Origin of the sequence: Sphingopyxis sp., assembly GCF_041916015.1 — a bacterium.
In the GTDB taxonomy this organism is placed as follows: domain Bacteria; phylum Pseudomonadota; class Alphaproteobacteria; order Sphingomonadales; family Sphingomonadaceae; genus Sphingopyxis.
Map to the genome: position 1 here is coordinate 64,954 of NZ_JAYSAH010000005.1, position 20,148 is coordinate 85,101.

The 20,148-nt window shown below is 65.8% G+C and carries 17 protein-coding genes; 11 read left to right on the forward strand and 6 right to left on the reverse strand.

The features are described from left to right. Positions 1-339: 339 nt before the first annotated feature. The 5 genes from ACE3SL_RS00685 to tpiA all read right to left on the reverse strand — a co-directional run bounded on the left by ACE3SL_RS00685 (position 340) and on the right by tpiA (position 5,650). Positions 340-1,566, reverse strand: a complete 1,227-nt coding sequence (locus ACE3SL_RS00685; RefSeq protein ID WP_374523839.1) for a hypothetical protein — start codon at positions 1,564-1,566, stop codon at positions 340-342. A gap of 125 nt (positions 1,567-1,691) precedes the next feature. Continuing rightward, positions 1,692-2,378: a Crp/Fnr family transcriptional regulator gene (locus tag ACE3SL_RS00690; RefSeq protein WP_374523840.1), complete on the reverse strand. Its 687-nt coding sequence runs from the start codon at positions 2,376-2,378 to the stop codon at positions 1,692-1,694. Between the two features lie 40 nt (positions 2,379-2,418). Next, positions 2,419-4,050, reverse strand: coding sequence for a CTP synthase (locus ACE3SL_RS00695; protein WP_374523841.1), 1,632 nt, complete (start codon positions 4,048-4,050; stop codon positions 2,419-2,421). A 121-nt stretch (positions 4,051-4,171) separates the two neighbouring features. Next, positions 4,172-4,603 (reverse strand): preprotein translocase subunit SecG, encoded by a 432-nt coding sequence (gene secG, locus ACE3SL_RS00700; RefSeq protein WP_374523842.1) that lies wholly within the window; start codon positions 4,601-4,603, stop codon positions 4,172-4,174. A 294-nt stretch (positions 4,604-4,897) separates the two neighbouring features. After that, the gene (gene tpiA, locus ACE3SL_RS00705; RefSeq protein ID WP_374523843.1) at positions 4,898-5,650 is read right to left on the reverse strand and encodes a triose-phosphate isomerase; all 753 of its coding nucleotides are present in this window, start codon (positions 5,648-5,650) and stop codon (positions 4,898-4,900) included. A gap of 169 nt (positions 5,651-5,819) precedes the next feature. On the opposite strand from tpiA, the gene ACE3SL_RS00710 reads away from it, so the two are divergent. The 10 genes from ACE3SL_RS00710 to lexA all read left to right on the forward strand — a co-directional run bounded on the left by ACE3SL_RS00710 (position 5,820) and on the right by lexA (position 16,492). Beyond that, the gene (locus tag ACE3SL_RS00710; protein WP_374523844.1) at positions 5,820-7,766 is read left to right on the forward strand and encodes a SurA N-terminal domain-containing protein; all 1,947 of its coding nucleotides are present in this window, start codon (positions 5,820-5,822) and stop codon (positions 7,764-7,766) included. Further along, positions 7,766-9,283 carry an anthranilate synthase component I family protein gene (locus ACE3SL_RS00715; protein ID WP_374523845.1) on the forward strand — a complete coding sequence of 506 codons (1,518 nt, stop codon included), beginning with the start codon at positions 7,766-7,768 and terminating at the stop codon, positions 9,281-9,283. Before ACE3SL_RS00710 ends, ACE3SL_RS00715 begins: the two co-directional genes overlap by 1 nt. After that, positions 9,280-10,134: a GIY-YIG nuclease family protein gene (locus ACE3SL_RS00720; protein ID WP_374523846.1), complete on the forward strand. Its 855-nt coding sequence runs from the start codon at positions 9,280-9,282 to the stop codon at positions 10,132-10,134. The genes ACE3SL_RS00715 and ACE3SL_RS00720 overlap by 4 nt, the downstream gene beginning before the upstream one ends. 84 nt (positions 10,135-10,218) lie before the next feature. After that, the gene (locus ACE3SL_RS00725; protein ID WP_374523847.1) at positions 10,219-11,295 is read left to right on the forward strand and encodes an alpha/beta fold hydrolase; all 1,077 of its coding nucleotides are present in this window, start codon (positions 10,219-10,221) and stop codon (positions 11,293-11,295) included. A gap of 71 nt (positions 11,296-11,366) precedes the next feature. Beyond that, positions 11,367-11,957, forward strand: coding sequence for an aminodeoxychorismate/anthranilate synthase component II (locus ACE3SL_RS00730; protein WP_374523848.1), 591 nt, complete (start codon positions 11,367-11,369; stop codon positions 11,955-11,957). Next, entirely contained in the window at positions 11,954-12,952 is a 999-nt protein-coding gene (trpD, locus tag ACE3SL_RS00735; RefSeq protein WP_374523849.1) for an anthranilate phosphoribosyltransferase, read from the forward strand. Before ACE3SL_RS00730 ends, trpD begins: the two co-directional genes overlap by 4 nt. Before the next feature lie 132 nt (positions 12,953-13,084). Next, complete coding sequence (gene trpC / locus ACE3SL_RS00740; protein WP_374523850.1) at positions 13,085-13,870, forward strand: indole-3-glycerol phosphate synthase TrpC; 786 nt, start codon at positions 13,085-13,087, stop codon at positions 13,868-13,870. Between the two features lie 212 nt (positions 13,871-14,082). Further along, positions 14,083-14,556, forward strand: coding sequence for a cyclic pyranopterin monophosphate synthase MoaC (gene moaC, locus ACE3SL_RS00745; RefSeq protein WP_374523851.1), 474 nt, complete (start codon positions 14,083-14,085; stop codon positions 14,554-14,556). Next, the gene (locus tag ACE3SL_RS00750; protein WP_374523852.1) at positions 14,553-15,743 is read left to right on the forward strand and encodes a molybdopterin molybdotransferase MoeA; all 1,191 of its coding nucleotides are present in this window, start codon (positions 14,553-14,555) and stop codon (positions 15,741-15,743) included. Before moaC ends, ACE3SL_RS00750 begins: the two co-directional genes overlap by 4 nt. A gap of 65 nt (positions 15,744-15,808) precedes the next feature. Then, a complete protein-coding gene (lexA, locus tag ACE3SL_RS00755; protein WP_374523853.1) occupies positions 15,809-16,492 on the forward strand; it encodes a transcriptional repressor LexA in 684 nt (227 codons plus the stop codon). Here the strand turns inward: lexA and ACE3SL_RS00760 are convergent. Next, positions 16,446-18,554 carry a ComEC/Rec2 family competence protein gene (locus tag ACE3SL_RS00760; protein WP_374523861.1) on the reverse strand — a complete coding sequence of 703 codons (2,109 nt, stop codon included), beginning with the start codon at positions 18,552-18,554 and terminating at the stop codon, positions 16,446-16,448. The genes lexA and ACE3SL_RS00760 overlap by 47 nt on opposite strands. A 131-nt stretch (positions 18,555-18,685) precedes the next feature. On the opposite strand from ACE3SL_RS00760, the gene gltX reads away from it, so the two are divergent. Further along, positions 18,686-20,128 carry a glutamate--tRNA ligase gene (gene gltX / locus ACE3SL_RS00765; protein ID WP_374523854.1) on the forward strand — a complete coding sequence of 481 codons (1,443 nt, stop codon included), beginning with the start codon at positions 18,686-18,688 and terminating at the stop codon, positions 20,126-20,128. Positions 20,129-20,148: the final 20 nt, after the last annotated feature.

Consider the following 20,148-nt stretch of genomic DNA (forward strand, 5'->3'; position numbering starts at 1 on the left):
AGCGATTCGCACAACCTGTTGCTCATCCGCCACAGGGCGGGCGCAAAAGGAGTCGCAAAGCACCGTGAAAGGGTGACAAAGCCCCCCTGTCGGCTTAGCCCGTAATTTCTGGTTCAACGCGGCCCAAAGGCCCGGCTCCAGGGAGTGCAGATCCTTCGCCGGTCTGCGCACAAGGGGGATGGCGAGTGTTCGTCACAGGCGCCCGGGTCTCGAAAGCGAGGCCCGGGCGTTGTGATTCCGGCGCGGCTTCACGATAAAGACGGCTTCGGGGTGGGAAGCTAACTTGCAGACTTTAAGCGACGATGCGTGGAAGCAGCCGAGATCCCGATCATCGGCGTACTACCTATCCGCAGCTACACGAAATCGCATGACACCCTCGCCAGCCACCGGCTCCCCATATTCACCGCGCGCGGGCTTCCAGCGCGTAGCAGTGACCACTTGGGCGCAAATTTCGTCGTCGAGCAGCTTCACACCAGTATTGGATTCCAATTTGCAGGCCTGCGCCTTGCCATTCACATCGATGCTGATTTTTGCGATTACAGACGCATCCTTCACCAACTGGCCTGCGTGTCGTTTCCGGCTGCGTTCGATGCCGCGGGTCAGTTCCTGATAAGGTGGTTTAGATAGAAGCGTCGGGGGGTCATGCAGTTTAGCGTTTGCGGCGTTCGCTGCGTTCTTCACGTGGGGCTTCATCTGATCGATCATCTCTCGCCACTGCATCGATCGAGCCAATTGCATTGGCGAAGTCGGGGATGATAGCCCTTGGCACGAGGAACCTGACGGAGCTGCGCCGTGCCTCAGAAGAGCGCCAGCTTGATCGCCGCGCTGATAGATAACCGCCCAAGCTAGCGGCGTTAGGCCAAAAGCGTCAGTGCGGTTGATTGCGCCGCTGTCTACTCGTGCCAGTCGTTCAACACTTTCCAACGTCCCCCGTCTTGCTGCCTCACCGAGGTCGATGGGTGACGCAGTTTCTTCAAGGTCTCGATATCCATAAAATTCTGCTTCAGTTTCGCCCTTCAAACTAAACTGGGACGGTCGATCAACCGCTCGGCAGATATCACGCCAAGGATAGCGAATGTCCTCCAAGACGGAGCGATTGTAGGCAGTTGCAAAAGCAGAATAGTGTTGTTTGAATAGCTTACTGGCACGCAAAGCTTCGCCCGAGAGGGGAACATCTGACGCGGCGAACATGCCACGAAAGTAGCCAGGAGTATTTTGAGTCACGAGGTCAGGCCGGCATTCCACTCCGTAGGCGGAAGGGAAAATTCCGGGAACCGTTCTAGAGTAGGCAAAAAAACGAAAATCGCCCTTCTTGACGGCTATTGCGGCCTCCGTTGCGGCGTTCGCCTCTCCCTTCCCAGCCCGATCGAAAACTTCTTGATCAAGTTTCATCTGGGCGAGAAATGCCGGATCATCTGAGTCTGGGTTTATGCACGCATTCGAATTCGAGTAGTCATAGACCGGGTTGCTGGTGGTTGGTTCTACACCGCAAGATGATGTAGCAAGCAAGCCTAAAGCCAGAATTCGGCGCATCGCAATTTGCTTTCTCAAGCCACGAGAGATCATGCGAATGATAGAGACAACCGGTTAAGAGGATACCTAGGTAGGCGACCATATGTCCCTTTCGTGAACCTCCGCTTTTAGCTGCACCTTGAACCACGGCAAATGACAAGGTTCGGTCGTTAGCCGCCCTACCCCTCGCTTTCGCTGATATCCTCGAGCATCTCGGCGTCGAGCACCCGCACCCGCCCCTGTTCCAGCGAGATCACGCCCGATTCCTCCCAGCTCCTCAACTGACGATTGATATGCTCGCGGCTCATCCCCGCGAAATTGCCGAGTTCGGTCTGGCTGAGCTCGACGCGGTGCGTCGTCTCGGCAGCATCCTTGCGGATCAGGCGCTTGAGGTAGCGCGCAAGCCGCGGTCCCGACGCATAGGCGCGGTCGCTCTCGATCGTCTGGTCGGCGGTGCGCAGCCGCCGCGCGAGCTGCTGCATCAGCGACCAGGTGAATTCGGGGTGGCTCGCCGAGAAATCCTTGAGCGCATTGCGGCCGAGCTGGAGCGCGCTGCCCGCGCTGGTCGCGGTGACCGAAGCGGTGCGCTCGCCGCCGTCGAGCAGCGCGATCTCGCCCAGCACCGCGCCGGGTTCGGCATAGGCGAGGACGATCTCGCGCCCGCCGGCGGTCAGCATCGAGACGCGCGCCGTGCCTTCGGTCAGGATCAGCATCATGTCGCCGGGGTCGCCCTGAACGAGCAATTCCTTGCCCTTGGCAAAGCTGATCTGCACCGACCGGCTGGCGATCTCCGCCCAATCCTCGACCGTCAGGCCGGAAAAGATCGAATCGGGGCCCTGAAGTGCGGCAAGTTTCGCGTGATCCATGCCCTCTGTACGTCCTTCCTGTTACCCCGCCCCCGGGTCGTCAGACGAGCCGGCTCTTCTTCACCGCGGCTTCGATGAATCCCTTGAACAAGGGATGCGGATCGAAGGGTTTGGATTTGAGTTCCGGATGGAACTGCACCCCGATAAACCACGGATGGTCCGGTCGCTCGACGATTTCGGGTAACATGCCGTCGGGCGACATGCCAGAAAAGACGAGGCCGCCCTTTTCGAGATTTTCGCGATACGCGCCGTTGACTTCATAGCGGTGGCGATGCCGCTCGCTGATCTCGTTCGCCCCATAGATGGTCGCGACATGGCTGTTCGGCGACAATTTCGCCTCATAGGCGCCGAGCCGCATCGTGCCGCCGAGATCGGTGTTCGCGCCGCGCTTCTGCAGCCCCTCGTCGCTCATCCATTCGGTGATCAGGCCGACGACGGGCTCGCCGGTCGGGCCGAATTCGGTGCTCGACGCGTCCTCGATGCCGCTGGTGTTCCGCGCCCCCTCGATGCAGGCCATCTGCATGCCGAGACAGATGCCGAAGAAGGGCACGCCCTGTTCGCGCGCGAAGCGCACGCTCTCGATCTTGCCTTCTGAACCGCGCTCGCCGAAGCCGCCGGGGACGAGGATGCCGTGCATCGGCTCGAGCTCGGCGGCAAGATCGTCGCCCTTTTCGAACATCTCGGCATCGAGCCAGCGGATATTGACCTTCACCCGGTTCGCCATGCCGCCATGGACCAGCGCCTCGTTGAGCGACTTATAGGCATCGGGCAGCGAGACATATTTGCCGACGACGCCGATCGTCACCTCGCCTTCGGGGTGCTGCTTGCGGTCCATGATGTCGTACCAGGCCGTCAGGTCGGGTTCGGGCGCATCGTGGATGCCGAAGGCGCGCAGAACCTCCGAATCGAGCCCTTCGCCATGATATTGCACCGGCACCGAATAGATCGAATCGGCATCGAGCGCCGGGATCACCGCTTCCTTCCGCACGTTGCAGAATTGCGCGATCTTCGCGCGCTCGCCCTCGGGCAGCGGTTTTTCGCAGCGGCAGAGCAGCACGTCGGGCTGGACGCCCAATGAGGCAAGCTCGCGCACGCTATGCTGGGTCGGCTTGGTCTTGAGCTCGCCCGCGGCGGCGATGTAGGGCACCAGCGTCACATGCACGGAGAGCGTGTTCTCGCGCCCCTCCTCGTTGCGAAGCTGGCGGATCGCCTCGATGAACGGCAGCGATTCGATGTCGCCGACGGTGCCGCCGATCTCACACAGCACGAAATCGAGATCGTCGGTCTCGGCGCGCGCAAAGGCCTTGATCGCGTCCGTCACGTGCGGAACCACCTGCACGGTCGCGCCCAGATAGTCGCCGCGGCGTTCCTTGGCGATGATGTCGCGATAGATGCGGCCCGAGGTGACATTGTCGCTCTGCCGCGCCGCGACGCCGGTGAAGCGCTCATAATGGCCGAGGTCGAGGTCGGTCTCCGCCCCGTCGTCGGTCACATAGACCTCGCCGTGCTGATAGGGCGACATGGTGCCCGGATCGACGTACAGATAGGGATCGAATTTCCGGATACGGACACGATAGCCACGCGCCTGCAACAAGGCTGCAAGGCTAGCCGCCATCAAACCTTTGCCAAGCGAGGAGACCACGCCGCCGGTGATAAAAATGAACCGCGCCATGGGAGGAAAGACTTACTCAACAGGAGGGTGACGGCGCAAGCCGTCGAATCGCATGCGGCGGAAAAAATTCCGCCGCCGCGTGAACGGAACCGGGAACCGAAGCTTCCGGAGGGATTTGGGCTTATTTCTTCGCGGGCGCCTGCGCCGGGGCGTTCTGGCTGGCGGCCGCTGCGGCTGCCGCCAGCGGATCGTCCGAAGCCGGCGCGGTCTGCGCGGGCGTACCAGCCGCCGGAGCCTGCGCCGGTCCGGTCATCGACGAAGCGGGAGCGCTCGTCTGCGCGGCCTTCGACAGCGAGGTGTCGAGCGACGAACCACCCGCGCTGCCGACCGATGCCAGCGCTGCGAGCAGGATCGACAGGCCGACGAACAGGGTCGCGAGGATCGTCGTCAGCCGGGTCATGAAGTCCGCCGCACCGCGCGCCGAGAGCAGGCCCGCGGGGCTGCCGCCGACGCCCAGACCGCCGCCTTCCGATTTCTGCATCAGGATGACGCCGATCATCGCCGCGGCGATCAGCGCCTGGACGACGAGCAGGAAGGTGAAGAGACTGGACATTATTTATTCCCGGACTTGCACGGCCCCACGCGGACCACGCCCGCGGCGCACATAGAGACGAAGCGCCGGGGGTTCAAGGCAGAAGCGCGGGACTATGCCGGCCGCCCCTTCCCTTCCCCCTTGATGGGGGAAGGATACGGAGCCTTATCGCGAAGCGATTAGGCGAAGTTGGATGGGGGTGACGGTACGTCCTCGCGCCGTCCGCTTCAGGTCGAAGCCGCACCCCCTCCGCTGCGACTAGCGGACAAGTCCGCAAGTCTCGCTGCCTCCCCCATCCAGGGGAGGGCATATTGTTCACCCCAGCCCCGCCGCCGCCTCGACGATCGGCACGAACTTGCCCGCGGTCAGGCTCGCACCGCCGACCAGCGCGCCGTCGACGTCGCCCGCGCCCAGCAGTTCGGCGGCATTCTCGCCGTTGACCGACCCGCCATACAGGATTCGCATCGCGTCCGCGGCCTCGGCCCCTGCCTGCTCGCCCAGCTTCGCGCGGATCGCGCCGTGCATTTCGGCGACATCGGCAACCGTCGGCACCAGCCCGGTCCCGATCGCCCAGATCGGCTCATACGCAATGGCAAGCCGCGCGGGATCGAAAGCCCCGGGAAGCGAACCCGCGACCTGCGCCAGCACATAATCGACCGCATCACCCGATTCGCGCACCTCGCGCGGCTCGCCGACGCACAAGATCACCGACAGCCCCGCCGACAGCGCCGCCTCGGCCTTGGCGCGGACATCGGCGTCGCTTTCGCCGAAGCCCTCGCGCCGCTCGCTATGTCCGACGATCACCAATGCTGCGCCCGCGTCGACGAGCATCGGCGCCGCGATCGATCCGGTGAAGGCGCCCGACGCCGCCGCATGGCAATCCTGACCGCCGACCACCGCGCCCGGAGCAGCGGCGACCATCGCGCCGATCAGCGTGAATGGCGGACACAGCGCGATGTCGACAGCGGGATGCGCCCCGGCCGCGGCAAAGATCGCCTGCGCCTCGCCCAGCGCGGCCGTCAGCCCGTTCATTTTCCAGTTGCCGACCACATATTTGCGCCGCGCCATCGCCTGCTCCTCCATCCGACACTATGATGTCCGCCCCTAGCGGCGCGCGGGCGGCAAAGGCAAGCGGGTCGCACACCGTCGCGCTTTCCCGCCTTGAAGCCTGCCCGCCTCCCGCCTAAAGCAGCGCCGAACCGCGCCCGTGGCGCCCGGCCGAAAGACAGTCTGCTTCATGATTACCGCTCTTCGTAACCTTTTCGGATCGACCATCGGCAAATTCATCGCGCTTGCCTTCATCGTGCTGATCGGGGTGCTGTTCGCGCTCGGCGACGTCACCGGCAACGCCTCGTTCGGCGGGCTCGGCGGCGCGAACGCGGCCAAGGTCGGCAATCGCGAGATCGGGCTCGGCGAACTGCGCGAGCGGGTCAATCAGGCCTATAATCAGGCGCGCCAGCAACAGCCCGGCCTGACCAAGGCTGCTTTCGTCGAGGGCGGCGGCCTCGACCAGGTGCTGAACCAGCTCGTCGACGGCATGGCGTTCGAACAATTCACGACCGACCTCGGCTTCGGGGTCAGCAAGCGCCAGATCGACGGCCGCATCGCCGACATCCCCGCCTTCGCGGGCGTGTCAGGCAAATTCGACCAGAAGGTCTTCGAAGCCTTCCTGCGCCAGAACGGCATGAGCGAGGCGCAGCTTCGCCGCGAGCTCAAGCAGCAGATATTGCTCGAACAGATCGGCGTGCCGATCGGGTCGATGCCGCGCGTCTCGCTCGGCCTCGCGCGCCCCTATGCCGCGCTGCTTCTCGAGCAGCGGCAGGGTCAGGCGCTGTTCGTGCCGGCCAGCGCCTTCGCTCCCGCGGGCGATCCCGGCGACGCGGCGCTCAAGACCTTCCTCGACCAGAACCGCAGCAAGTTCACCATCCCCGAACGCCGCACCCTGCAATATGCGCTGTTCGACCGCAGCGCGGTCCCCGTGCCCGCGGTCAGCGACGCCGAAATCGCCAAGGTCTATAAAGCCAACGCCGCGCACTATGCCGCGAGCGAGACGCGCCGCTTCGCGCAGGTGATTGCGCCCGATCAGGCGACCGCCAACGCGATCGCAACCAAAGTCCGCGGTGGCACCTCGCTTGCCGCCGCCGCGCAGGCGTCAGGCCTGTCCGCTTCGACCACCGGCGACCTCGCCCAGACCGCCTACGCCGCGACGACCAGCGACGCGATCGCCAAAACCGCCTTCGCGGCAAAGCAGGGCGACGTCCTCGGCCCCGTCCAGTCGGGGCTCGGCTGGGTCGTCGCACGCGTCGAGGCGGTGACCGCCAAGCCCGCGCGCACGCTCGCCGAAGCGACCCCCGAAATCCGCGCCGAGCTCGCCAAGAACAAGGCGAACGAAGCGATCGTCGATTATTACAACGCAATCCAGGACGCCGTGAACGGCGGCGCCTCGATCGAGGAAATCGCCGCCGACCGCAAGCTCAAGGTCGAGGAGACTCCCGCCCTGCTTCCCAGCGGCCGCGCCCCCGACATGCCGGGCTTCGCGCTGGCACCCGAATTCGCCCCGATGGTCAGCGGCGCCTTCCAGGCCGCCGGCGAAGGCGAGGCACAGCTCGCGACGCTCGTCGAGAATGAGAAGTTCGCGGTCTATTCGGTCAAATCAATCACCGCCGCCGCGCCGCCGCCCTTCGCCAGGATTCGCGCCGACCTGCTCACCGAATGGCGCTTCGCGCAGGGACAGAAGGTCGCCCGCGACAAGGCCCGCGCGATCGCCAAGGCGGTCGAAGGCGGCAAGAAGCTTCCCGAAGCCGCGAGCGCCGCGGGCGCGGCGATGGCCGGGGTCCAGACGATCGGCGGCCGCCGCGCCGACCTCGGTCAGGGCGGCAAGCCGGTTCCGCCCGAACTCGCCCTGCTCTTCTCGATGGCGAAGGGCAGCGTGAAGACGCTCGAAGTCCCCGGCAACCGCGGCTGGATGGTCGTCGCGCTCGGCGAGGTCGATCGCCCCGATCCCAAGGCGATCGAACAGGCACGCGTCGCGGCGATCGCGCAGCCGCTGTCGCCCGCGTTCGGCAACGAGCTGGTCGAGCAGTTCGCCGCCGAAGCGAAGCGCCGCGTCGGCGTCAAGATCAACAAGGATCTGGTCGAACAGCTCCGCAAGGAACTGACCGGCACCGCTCCGGTCGGCGAATAGTGACGCTCGAAGGCAGGGCCGCGGCGCTCGAAGCGCTCGCCGGCGGTCGCGGCGCAGTCGTCTGGCAGCGGCTGATCGCCGACATCGAGACGCCGGTTTCGGCAGCGCTCAAGCTCATCGAGCCCGGGCGCGGCGACTGGGTGCTCGAATCGGTCGAAAGCGGCGAGACGCGCGGGCGCTACAGCCTGATCGGGCTCGATCCCGACCTGCTGTTCGAAGTCATCGGCGACGCCGCGCGGATCAACCGCGACTGGCGCCACGACAAGGATGCGTTCGTTCCGCTCGGGGCCGGGGCGCTCCAGGCGCTGCGCGATCTCGTCGCCGAATGCCGTTTCGACGTGCCCGAGGGGCTGCCCAAGGCGCTCGCGACGCTCGTCGGCTTCTTCGCCTATGAAACGATCGGCCTCGTCGAGCGCATCGCGCGCGCGCCGGGCGCAGGGCTCGGCCTCCCCGACATGGTGTTCGTGCGCCCGACGACGATCCTCGTCTTCGACCGCCTCGCCGACGAACTCTTCCTGATCGCGCCGATCTGGCCCGACAGCAATGGCGCGATCGACCGGATGATCGACGCGGCCAGCGACCGGCTCGACGCCATCGCCGCGCGCCTTGCGACCGTCAGCGCGCACGGCGAGCGCGCCGTCACCGATGCGCTTCCCGCCGATATCGCCGCGAATCCAGCCACGACGCCCGAGCGCTTCGCCGAAATGGTCGCGGCGGCGAAGGACTATATCGCCGCGGGGGACATTTTTCAGGTCGTGCTGTCGCAGCGCTTCTCGACCCCGTTCGACCTGCCGCCCTTCGACCTTTATCGCGCGCTCCGCCGCATCAACCCCTCGCCCTTCCTCTATTTCCTCGACCTTCCCGGTTTCGCGCTGATCGGCTCGTCGCCCGAGATCCTCGTGCGCGTCCGCGACGGCGAGATCACGATCCGCCCGATCGCCGGCACCCGCCCGCGCGGCCGCACCAGCGCCGAGGATGCCGAGAACCGCGAAAGCCTGCTCGCCGATCCCAAGGAGCGCGCCGAGCATCTGATGCTGCTCGATCTCGGCCGCAACGACGTCGGCCGCGCCGCGACCGGCGGCAGCGTGACCGTGACCGACAGCTACACGGTCGAATTCTACAGCCATGTCATGCACATCGTGTCGAACGTCATCGGCCGTATCGCACCCGGCAAGGACGCGATCGACGCGCTGTTCGCGGGCTTCCCGGCGGGCACGGTCAGCGGCGCGCCGAAAGTCCGCGCCTGCCAGATCATCGCCGAACTCGAAGCCGATGCGCGCGGGCCTTACGCCGGGGGCGTCGGCTATTTCGCGCCCGACGGAAACATGGACAGCTGCATCGTGCTCCGCACCGCGATCGTCAAGGACGGCGAGATGCATGTGCAGGCCGGCGCAGGCATCGTCGCCGACAGCGACCCCGCCTATGAGCAGCGCGAATGCGAAGCCAAGGCCGGCGCGCTTTTCGCGGCGGCGTGCGAGGCGGTGAAGCTCGCGAACGCGCCGGGTTACGGGCAGTGACCCAGATTCTCCACTTCAACGACATCCTCCTGAAAACCGGCCTTCATCTCGACGATGTCCGGCTCTTGCGGCATCAGGAATATGGGCCAAGGGGCCAAACACCTTATAGCTTATGGGTCGAGTCTCCCGACAAACTGCGCCGCTACCAGGAAGTTCAGCGAACCGACCGACGCCCACGTTTCGCCGCGCCATTCTGGGCCAGCTTCGTGGTTCAGCCCGACGGGAAGACGATGTTCGTGGGTATTTTCGCAGCGTCACTCCGGGGGCCAGCCAACGCCGGGTATCTGCACCCGTTCGACGAGAAGCCACTTCCTGCCGGAGAGATCGGCAAGGTCGATCAATATGATTGCCTCCTGACCGATCATATCCGCGATCTGATCGGACGGCTCATTATCGAATGGGGTCCGGGGACGCGAAGCTGGGTGCAGCGAGCGGACAGCGACGCCGGCCGGAACAAGCCCATTGCCGAGATTCGGGAAAGATTTTCGGAGCCCCATTTTCCGGGTTATAAGAAGTTCATTTCGACACTCAGCGGCCTCGCGAACCTGCCCATGGGTTGGCGGACCGCGCTTTCCTCAGTGAGCGGCATCTACCTGCTGACTTGTCCCCGCACCAAAGAGCAATATGTCGGCCAGGCGTTCGGCGAAGCTGGCTTCTGGGGGCGATGGCTCTCTTACGTGGCGACGGGGCATGGCGGCAACGTCGGCCTGAAAAGCCGTGACCTGAGCGACTATCAGGTCAGCATATTGGAAATATGCGGATCGGATACTACCAAGGGCGATCTGGATTTTCGGGAATCTTTATGGAAGCGCAAGCTACAAAGCCGTGAAATGGGATTGAACCGGAACTAGCAACCTTCCTCATCGCGAAACCAAATGATGTGTCCGCCTCAGGCAAGACTTATCTCCCGCCGTCAAAGGCGCTAGCATCATCGCATGCGCAAGATCCTCGTCCCGCTCGCCCTGCTGCTCGCCAGCGCCGTTCCCGCCCACGCCGAACCCTGGCGGTTCAGCGTCGACGGCGCCGCCGGGGTCGATGCCGTCCTCGAAGACTTCACCTTCGCCAGCGGCGAGAAACTGCCCGAACTCACGATCCGTTACATCACGCTGGGCACGCCGCAGCATGACGCAAAGGGCAATGTCACCAACGCCGTGATGATCCTCCACGGCACCGGCGGCACCGGCAAGCAATTCTTCCAGCCGCAGTTTGCCGACGAACTGTTCGGCCCCGGCCAGCCGCTCGATACCGCGAAATATTACATCATTCTCCCCGACAACATCGGCCATGGCGGCTCGTCGAAGCCCAGCGACGGCCTCAGGATGAAATTCCCGCACTACGACTATGACGACATGGTCGCCGCGCAATACCGGCTGCTCACCGAAAAGCTCGGCGTGAAGAGCCTGAAGCTGATTCTCGGCACTTCGATGGGCTGCATGCACGCGTTCGTCTGGGGCGAGACGCATCCGGGCTTCGCCGAGCGGCTCGCGCCTTTCGCGTGCCAACCGGTCGAGATCGCGGGCGAAAACCGCATGTGGCGTGCGCTGTCGATCGACGCGATCAAGGCCGACCCGCTGTGGAAGGACGGCAATTACACCGATCCGCCGCTGTCGGGCCTGCGCACCGCCGCCTCGCTCTCGATGATCGCGGGCGCCAACCCCTATGCCTTGCAGGCGCAATATCCGACGCGCGCCGCAGCGGAAAAATACAAGGACGAAGCCTTCGCGCGCATTTTCGGCCGCAACGATGCGAACGACACCATCTATCAGCTTGATTCGTCGCGCAATTACAATCCGTGGCCGAACCTCGAAAAGATCGGGGTTCCGGTCCTCTGGATCAACTCCGCCGACGATTTCATCAACCCGCCGGGCTACAGCTACCCGCAGGACGGGGTGAAACGGATGCCGCGCGCGAAATATATCCTGATCCCGGCGAGCGCCGAAACCAAGGGCCACAGCACGCACACCTGGGCCAAATTCTGGAAAGACGATCTCGCGAAGCTGATGGCGGAATGACGAAGACACGATTGTCCGCGGAATAGTTCGTAAAGCTTCCCCAACCCCCGCAAAGCCGTTAGGGCGCCCCCATGATCCTCGTCATCGACAATTACGACAGCTTCACCTTCAACCTCGTTCATTATCTGATCGAGCTGGGAGCCGACGTCCGCGTCGAACGCAATGACACGCTAACCGCCGCCGAAGCGCTGGCGACGGGCGCCTCGGCCTTCCTCATCTCGCCGGGCCCCTGCACCCCGAACGAGGCCGGGGTCAGCCTCGACCTCGTCGCCGCCTGCGCCGAGGCGAACAAGCCGCTGCTCGGCGTCTGCCTCGGCCATCAGGCGATCGGCCAGCATTTCGGCGGCACCGTGCAGCGCGGCCATCTCATGCACGGCAAGACCTCGCCCGTCTGTCACGACGGCACCGGCCTCTTCACCGATCTCCCGTCGCCGCTCACCGCGACACGCTACCACAGCCTCGAGGTCGTCGATATTCCCGCCTGCCTCGCGATCAATGCGACGAGCGACGACGGCGCGGTGATGGGCTTCCGCCACACCGGCCTCCCGATCCACGGCGTCCAGTTCCACCCCGAAAGCATCGCCACCGAACATGGTCACGCGATGCTCGCCAATTTCCTGCGTCTCGCGGGGTTGCCGGTCGCGGCGCGACAGGCGGCATGAGCCGCTTCGGGCCGCTTCCCGATCCCACCGCGCTGCTGGATCATGACGAGGCGGCGTCCGCCTTCGCGGCGATCCTCGACGCCAAGGCCAGCGACGAGCAGATCGCCGGATTCCTGATCGCCCTGTCCGACCGCGGCGAGACGATGGTCGAGATCGCCGCCGCCGCGCAGGCGATGCGCGACCGCATGATCCCGATCGACGCGCCCGCCGGCGCGATCGACGTCTGCGGCACAGGCGGCGACGGCCACCACACGCTCAACGTCTCGACCGCGGTCGCAATCGTCGTCGCGGCGTGCGAAGTTCCGGTTGCAAAGCACGGAAATCGGGCCGCTTCTTCCAAATCAGGTGCCGCCGATACGCTCGAGGCACTCGGGCTCGACATGGAGCGCGCGGGCGCGATGGCCGAAGCACAGCTCGCCGACCTCGGCATCTGCTTCCTTTTCGCCGCCAACCATCATCCGGCGATGAAGCACATCCAGCCGATCCGCAAGGCGATCGGCCGCCGCACCATCTTCAACCTCATGGGTCCGCTCGCCAATCCGGCGCGCGTCTCGCGCCAGCTGATCGGCATCGCGCGCCCCGCCTATGTCCCCGTTTATGCCGAGGCGCTGCACCGGCTCGGCACCGATCACTCGTGCGTCATTTCGGGCGACGAAGGTCTCGACGAACTGTCGCTCGCCGGGGGTAATGAGGTCGCCGTCATCACCCCCGAAGGCGTGCGGATGCAGCGCAGCACCGCCGCCGACGCCGGGCTTCCCAGCCACCCGATCGCGGCGATCCGCGGCGGCGACGCGCAATCGAACGCAAAGGCGCTGCGCGCGCTGCTGCTGGGCGAAGCCAGTGCCTATCGCGATGCGGTGCTGTATAACGCCGCTGAAGCGCTGGTCGTCGCGGGCGCGGTCGACACGCTCGTCGATGGCGTCGAGGAAGCCGCCGAAGCCATCGACAAGGGCCTCGCCAACGCCCTGCTCAATTGCTGGATCGCCTATAAATGAACAAGCAGGCACATCGTCATTGCGAGCGAAGCGAAGTAATCTCCAGCCATCGGCCTTGCGCAAAGGCCGATAGCTGGAGATTGCCGCGTCGCCTTCGGCTCCTCGCGATGACGCGAAAATAGGGCACAATCCGTGAACAAACTCTCCGAAATCCTCGCGACCAAGGCAGAGGAGGTGTCCGAGCGGCGCCAGGCCTATTCGATCGCCGACCTCGACCGCATCGACGCCGGCGCCCCGCGAGGTTTCAAGGCCGCGCTCGAACGGAAAATCGGCGACGGCGATTTCGGCCTGATTGCCGAAATCAAGAAAGCATCACCATCCAAAGGATTGATACGAAAAGATTTCAATCCCGCAGACCATGCTCGCGCCTATGCCGCAGGCGGCGCAGCCTGTCTGTCGGTCTTGACCGACGCGCCCTATTTCCAGGGGCATGAGGAATTTCTGATCGCCGCCCGCACCGCCTGCGAACTCCCCGTCCTCCGCAAGGATTTCATGATCGACCCATGGCAGGTCGCCGAGGCGCGCTCGATCGGCGCCGACGCGATCCTGATCATCGTCGCCGCGCTCGACGATGGCGCGATGCGCGAGATCGAGGCCGCCGCGATCGAACGCGGCATGGACGTCCTCGTCGAGGTCCATGACGAAGCCGAACTCGACCGCGCGCTGATGCAGCTCTCGTCGCGGCTGATCGGGGTAAATAACCGCAATCTCAAGACTTTCGAGACTGATCTTGCCGTCACCGAACGGCTCGCGAAGCGCGCGCCGGCGGGCACGCTGCTCGTCGGCGAGAGCGGCATCGCGACCTACGCCGACTGTCACCGCCTGTCGCAATGCGGGGTCCACGCCTTCCTCGTCGGCGAAAGCCTGATGCGGCAGGACGATGTCGAGGCCGCGACGCGGGCGCTGCTGAAGGGCTGATCCCGGATGTCTGCATTGGGGTGGGTAGCGGACGCTGCCCTCTCTTTACTTCGTCATCCCCGCGAAAGCGGGGACCCAGAGCGTCCGTCCGCTTACCCATCCCTGGGTTCCCGCTTTCGCGGGAATGACGAAGGGAGAGAGTGCGGCAACTCCTGGTCGAAAACCGCCATCCCCCTTGCCTTTCTCCGCCCGGATTGCTTCGCTTCCCGGCGATGACCAACAAACCGACTCACCTCGACGACAGCGGCGCCGCGCATATGGTCGATGTCGGCGCCAAACCCGCCACCGGGCGCCGCGCCATCGCCGGTGGCCGCATCGCCATGTCGGCCGAAGCGCTCGAAGCGATCCGCAGCGGCAATGCTCCGAAGGGCGACGTCCTCTCGACCGCGCGCATCGCCGGCATCATGGCCGCAAAGCGCACCGCCGACCTCATCCCGCTCTGCCATCCGATCGCGCTAACCCAGGTTTCGGTCGAATTCGACTGGGAAGACACTGGCCTTTCGGTCCGCGCCGTCGCCGCAACCACCGGCCCCACCGGGGTCGAGATGGAAGCCTTGACTGCCGCCTCGGTCGCATTGCTGACGCTCTACGACATGGCGAAGGCGCTCGATCGCGCAATGGTCATCGAGGGCATTCGTCTGCTCGAAAAGAGCGGCGGCCGCTCGGGCGACTGGCGCGCCGAATGACCGGGCTGCTTCCCGTCGCGGACGCGCAAGCGCGTCTTCTGGCGATGCACGAGCCGCTATCATCCGAAACGATTGCCTTTTCGCAATCACTTGGCCGTTATCTTTCTCAGGACTTGGTCGCATTGCGCGATCAACCTTCGGCGCCGCTCTCGGCGATGGACGGCTATGCGATCCGCTTTGCCGACCTTCCCGGCCCGTGGACGATCATCGGCGAGGCGGCCGCGGGCGCCCCTCCCCCCGCCTCGCTCGATGCGGACCAGGCCATGCGGATATTCACCGGCGCGATCCTTCCCGGCGGTGCCGATACGGTCGTCATGCAGGAAGATGTGGCCGCCGCGGGCACGGCATTGAGTCTCGCCACCGGCGATGCGGTCGCGCCCGGACAGCATGTCCGCCCGCGCGGCTGCGATTTCGCGGCGGGCAGTTCGCTCCTTCAGGCCGGCACCCGCCTCACCCCCGGCGCAATCGCGACCGCGATCATGAGCGGCGCGGCCCAGCTTCCGGTCGGGACGCGCCCCCGCGTCGCGCTCCTGACCACCGGCGACGAGCTCGTCCAGCCGGGACACCCGCTCGCCCCCGGCCAGATCCCCGACAGCAACGGCACGATGCTCGCCGCCATGCTCGCGAACGAGCCTGCCGAGGCCAGCCTGCCGCTTCACATGCGCGACGACCGGACGATGATTGCGCGTGTATTGAAGGACCTGGCGCGACGTCACGACGTCATCGTCACCGTCGGCGGCGCTTCGGTCGGCGATCATGACCATGTCCGCGGCGCGATCGAGGATGCCGGCGGGCGGATCGATTTCTGGAAAATCGCAATGAAGCCCGGCAAGCCGCTGATCGCGGGAACAGTCGGCGACGCGATCCTGCTCGGACTGCCCGGCAATCCCTCGTCGGCGTTCGTGACCGCGACCCTCTTCCTGCTCCCCCTCGTCCGCCATCTCGCGGGAGCGCGCAATCCATTGCCCGAAATCCGTCACGCACCGCTCGCCTCCGCGCTCGGCCCCGGCGGAACCCGGCGCGATTATCTCCGCGCGCAGCTTGCCGGCGGCGCGCTCGCCGTCATCGACGGGCAGGACAGCGGCCGCACCTTTCCGCTTGCCGCAGCGAACGCCCTCGTGATCCGCGAAATCGGCGCGCCCGCGAAAGTCGCAGGCGAGGCGGCGGATTATATCGACATCGCTTGACAAGTTCCGCTTTGTTCCACTATCGTTCTCCCTATGTCCGGAACTGGCATCATGGAGAACGAGAGATGTTGACCGCGAAGCAGCACGAACTGCTGCACTTCATCCAGCAGCGCCTCGACGCAAGCGGCATCTCGCCCTCGTTCGAGGAGATGAAGGAGGCGCTTGGCCTCAAGTCGAAATCGGGCATCCATCGCCTCATAAGCGCCTTGGAAGAAAGAGGTTTTCTTCGCCGCCTCCCCAATCGCGCCCGCGCGCTGGAGGTGCTCAAGACCGCGGAAGGCGCCAAGGCGCCCGTGCGCAACGATCGCGACAATGTGGTGCCGCTCCGCAAGCCCGCGCCGGCGCTGAAGCCGATCGCCGCGAACGACATCATCGAGGTGCCACTGCATGGCAAGATCGCCGCTGGCGTCCCGATCGAAGCGTTCGAGAATCACAACCAGCTCGCGGTTCCCGCCGCGCTGCTCGGCGCAGGCGAGCATTATGCGCTCGAAGTGTCGGGCGACTCGATGGTCGAGGCTGGCATCTTCGACGGCGACTATGCGCTCATCCAGAAGTCCAGCACCGCACGCGAAGGCGATATCGTCGTCGCGCTCGTCGATGGGCAGGATGCGACGCTCAAATATTTCCGCCGCGAGGGCAAGATGATCCGGCTCGACCCCGCGAACAGCGCCTACGAACCCCAGCGCTACGAGGCGGGGCGCGTCATCGTGCAGGGGCGGCTGTCGGGATTGCTTCGTCGTTACCACTAAGCTGCTGCGGGCGGCGCCACGGATGCTCGTCGCCCGCGCGTAGCGCCGCGACGACGCGGGGCCGCTCGCCGAGGTAGATCGCCAGCCCGCCGCTTGTCGCGAGGCTGTCTCGGTCGATCGTCAACCAGCGGCCGACGCATTCGCGTGGCAGCCAGCGGTCGCTGATCACGACGTCGGCAGCAGCGCACGCTGCCGCCATCTCGGCGCCCTCGATCCGGTCGCGCCCGCGCGAAGCGAGAATGATGCGTTGCACGCCTTCCGCGCCCTGCCGCCAGCGGCAGAAATCGGCGTTGCATTCGACATGATCGAGGCCGGCGAGCGCGCCGAGCGGCGTGTCGATACCCGCAGCCTCGCTCATCGTGTCGCGGACGAAATCCCCCGCGCGATCGCGCAGCAGCGCATAGCCGCCCGCAGGAACAGCTGCGGCGATATTGCGGCCATCGCCGGTGACGAGCAAGTCCGGGCGCGGCTGTACGAGCAGCGCAGCCATGCCGATTGCCACCGGCACGGCTCCTGCCCAGCGCCAGCCGGTGCGCCAGATCAGGATCCACAAGCCGCCGCAGACTGCCAGCGCGACCCCCCAGGGCGGAAAGGTCGGCAGTGTCGCAACCGCCCCCGGCGTGTCCGCAACGGCATGGGCGAGCGCGATGAGCGCGCGGAGCGCACGGTCGGCCACCCACCAGAAGGGCGCGCCGAGCCCGACGGTGTCGAACAGCAGCGCCAGCGCCTCGGCGGGCATGATCACGAAGGTGGTGAGCGGGATCGCGACGACATTGGCCAGCGCACCGTACAGCCCCGCCTTGTGGAAATGGAACAATGCGATCGGCGCAAGTGCAGCCTCGACGACGAAGCCCGTGATCAGCAATCCCGCCAACCCGCGCGCCCATCGCAGCAGCAGTGCCTCATCGTGCCGCGCAACGAAGCGCTGCATCATCGGGCTTTCGTGGAGCGCGACGATCGCGGTCACCGCCGCGAAACTGAGCTGAAAGCTCGGCCCCGCGAGCGATTCGGGACGCCACAGCAGTACGAGCAGAGCGCCCGCCGCAACCAACCGCAGCGTCACCGCCTCGCGCCCCATCAGAAAGGCGGCGAGAACAAGCAGCGCCGCGATCAGCGATCGCAGCGTCGGCACCTCGGCGCCAGCGAGCCAGGTATAACCCGCCCCCGCCAACGCGCCTGCCGCCGCGGCGATCGGCAGCACATAGCCCGCGAGGGCGAGCCGCCGGCTGAGCGCGAAAAGCCGCATCGCGGCGAACATCGCGAAGCCGATCACCGCGGTAACGTGCAGTCCGCTGATCGACAGCAGATGCGCGAGGCCCGCACGCCGCATCGCCTCGTCATCCTCGGCCGAGATCGCACCGCGATCGCCCGTGACCAGCGCCGCCGCGACCCCGCCCGGCGATCCCGCGACCTGCGCGTGGATATGCGCGCTCAGCCGCGCGCGCAACGGCTGGCCACCATTTCGGGCGCCCGGTGATTTAGCCACGTCCCCCAACACCGTCCCGACCGCCCCGATCCGGTCGAACCAGGCGCGCTGCGCGAAATCATAGCCACCCGGCAGGCTCGCGGTCGGCGGCGGCATCAGCCGCACGCGCAGCCCAATGAGATCACCCGGCGCGACTCCGCCGCTCTCGCCGCGCATCGTCACCCGAATCCGCGGCGGCAGGTCGGGACGCCGCAGCGGACGGACGATCAGCCGCGTCTGCTCGCGCGCCGGCTGCGGCTCGACCGCTTCGATGCGCGCGGAAAACTGCGTCGTCACCGGCTGTGCCAACACCGGCGCAGCCACCCAGGACGCACGCGCCCAGATCAGCAGCATCCCGATCATCATCGCCGCGCAGCCGATCGCCACGATACGCCCGGATCGCCGGTGCCACCCGACGAGCAGCGCCGCAGATGCCCCTGCCGCGAACAGAAAGAGCAGGCCGATCCACTGCGCGGCCGTCGGCAGCGCAAACCAGGCGCCGATCCCCGCACCCAGCGCGACAGGAAGCCAAAGCCCCATCCGTTCGCGCTCGGCATCGAGTCGCGTCTCGATCCGCTCCGCAAGCCCGCGCGCCATCGCCAACACGCGCGCGCCAATGGGCGTTTGAAGCGGCCTTGTCGCCATGCTAGGGGCTGCCCCGATCCTCCCTCGCCGAGGGAACAACCTGTTTGAAAGAGGCCATGGTGGCAACCGAAAACCCGACCAATATGGCAGAAGCGACCCCCGAAGCGACGGGCGCCGACGTGGTGACGCGCTTCGCCCCCTCCCCGACCGGATATCTGCACATCGGCGGCGCGCGCACCGCGCTGTTCAACTGGCTGTTCGCGCGCCATCACGGCGGCAAGTTCCTGCTCCGTATCGAAGATACCGACCGCGCACGCTCGACCGACGCCGCAATCGACGCGATCCTCGACGGCATGCAGTGGCTGGATTTGGATTGGGACGGCGAAACGGTCCATCAGTTTGCGCGTGCTCCGCGTCATGCCGAGGTCGCGCACGAGCTGCTCGCCAGGGGCGAGGCCTATCGCTGCTACCTCACGCAGGACGAGCTCGCCGCGATGCGCGCCGAAGCGCAGGAAAAGCGCATCCCCTTCCGCGTCCGCAGTCCGTGGCGCGATCGCGACGACGGCGACCCGTCGGTCCCGCACGTCATCCGCCTGCGCGCGCCGCAGGAAGGCGAGGTCACGATCTTTGACAAGGTTCAGGGCGCGGTCACTGTCCAGAATGCCGAGCTCGACGATTTCATCCTGCTGCGCAGCGACGGCACGCCGACCTATATGCTGAGCGTCGTCGTCGATGATAACGACATGGGGATCACCCATGTCATCCGCGGCGACGACCATCTCAACAACGCCTTTCGGCAGCTTGCGCTGATCCGCGCGATGGGCTGGCGTGAGCCGGTTTATGCCCATGTCCCGTTGATCCACGGCGCCGACGGCGCGAAACTGTCGAAGCGTCACGGCGCGCTCGGCGTCGATGCCTATCGCGACGAGATGGGCTATCTGCCCGAGGCGGTGAACAATTATCTCCTCCGCCTCGGCTGGGGCCATGGCGACGCCGAAATCATCAGCCGCGAACAGGCCGTCGAATGGTTCGACCTCGATCATGTCGGCCGCTCGCCGTCGCGCTTCGACTTCAAGAAGCTGGAGAATCTCAACGGTCATTATATCCGCGAAGCCGATAACGCCCGCCTTGCCGATCTCGTCGCGCCGCGCGTCGAAAAACTCGTGGGCCGTGCGCTCGATGGCCTCGACCGCGATCTGCTGACGCGCGCGATGGAATCGCTCAAACCGCGCGCCAGGACGCTCGACGAAATCGCCGAGGGAGCGCTTTTCCTGTTCGAATCGCTGCCGCTGGCGGTGGACGAAAAGGCCGTGCAGGTGCTAAGGGATGCGCCGGAGGGAGTGCTCGCCGGCGTTACCGAAAAGCTGCGCGGGCTGAACGGCTGGAACGCCGAAGACATCGAGGCCGCGGTTCGCGAAACGAGCGAGTCGGCCGGAGTCGGGCTCGGCAAACTCGCTCAGCCGCTGCGCGCAGCGCTGACCGGACGCACCGTGTCTCCGGGGATTTTCGACGTGTTGCTGCTCCTCGGCCGCGATGCAAGCCTGGCGCGACTTGACGCAGCGCACAATTATCCGGCAGGGGCGTAACCGCAACTCTCCCGCCGTCA

Excerpts from the sequence above, each read along its gene's own strand:
- ACE3SL_RS00710 (WP_374523844.1), top strand. The coding sequence starts at position 5,820 with ATGATTACCGCTCTTCGTAACCTTTTCGGATCGACCATCGGCAAATTC.
- gltX (WP_374523854.1), top strand. The coding sequence starts at position 18,686 with ATGGCAGAAGCGACCCCCGAAGCGACGGGCGCCGACGTGGTGACGCGC.
- secG (WP_374523842.1), bottom strand. The coding sequence starts at position 4,603 with ATGTCCAGTCTCTTCACCTTCCTGCTCGTCGTCCAGGCGCTGATCGCC.
- ACE3SL_RS00690 (WP_374523840.1), bottom strand. The coding sequence starts at position 2,378 with ATGGATCACGCGAAACTTGCCGCACTTCAGGGCCCCGATTCGATCTTT.
- trpD (WP_374523849.1), top strand. The coding sequence starts at position 11,954 with ATGAGCCGCTTCGGGCCGCTTCCCGATCCCACCGCGCTGCTGGATCAT.
- ACE3SL_RS00760 (WP_374523861.1), bottom strand. The coding sequence starts at position 18,554 with ATGGCGCGCGGGCTTGCGGAGCGGATCGAGACGCGACTCGATGCCGAG.
- lexA (WP_374523853.1), top strand. The coding sequence starts at position 15,809 with ATGTTGACCGCGAAGCAGCACGAACTGCTGCACTTCATCCAGCAGCGC.
- ACE3SL_RS00685 (WP_374523839.1), bottom strand. The coding sequence starts at position 1,566 with ATGATCTCTCGTGGCTTGAGAAAGCAAATTGCGATGCGCCGAATTCTG.
- tpiA (WP_374523843.1), bottom strand. The coding sequence starts at position 5,650 with ATGGCGCGGCGCAAATATGTGGTCGGCAACTGGAAAATGAACGGGCTG.
- ACE3SL_RS00695 (WP_374523841.1), bottom strand. The coding sequence starts at position 4,050 with ATGGCGCGGTTCATTTTTATCACCGGCGGCGTGGTCTCCTCGCTTGGC.
- ACE3SL_RS00725 (WP_374523847.1), top strand. The coding sequence starts at position 10,219 with ATGCGCAAGATCCTCGTCCCGCTCGCCCTGCTGCTCGCCAGCGCCGTT.
- ACE3SL_RS00750 (WP_374523852.1), top strand. The coding sequence starts at position 14,553 with ATGACCGGGCTGCTTCCCGTCGCGGACGCGCAAGCGCGTCTTCTGGCG.
- moaC (WP_374523851.1), top strand. The coding sequence starts at position 14,083 with ATGACCAACAAACCGACTCACCTCGACGACAGCGGCGCCGCGCATATG.
- ACE3SL_RS00730 (WP_374523848.1), top strand. The coding sequence starts at position 11,367 with ATGATCCTCGTCATCGACAATTACGACAGCTTCACCTTCAACCTCGTT.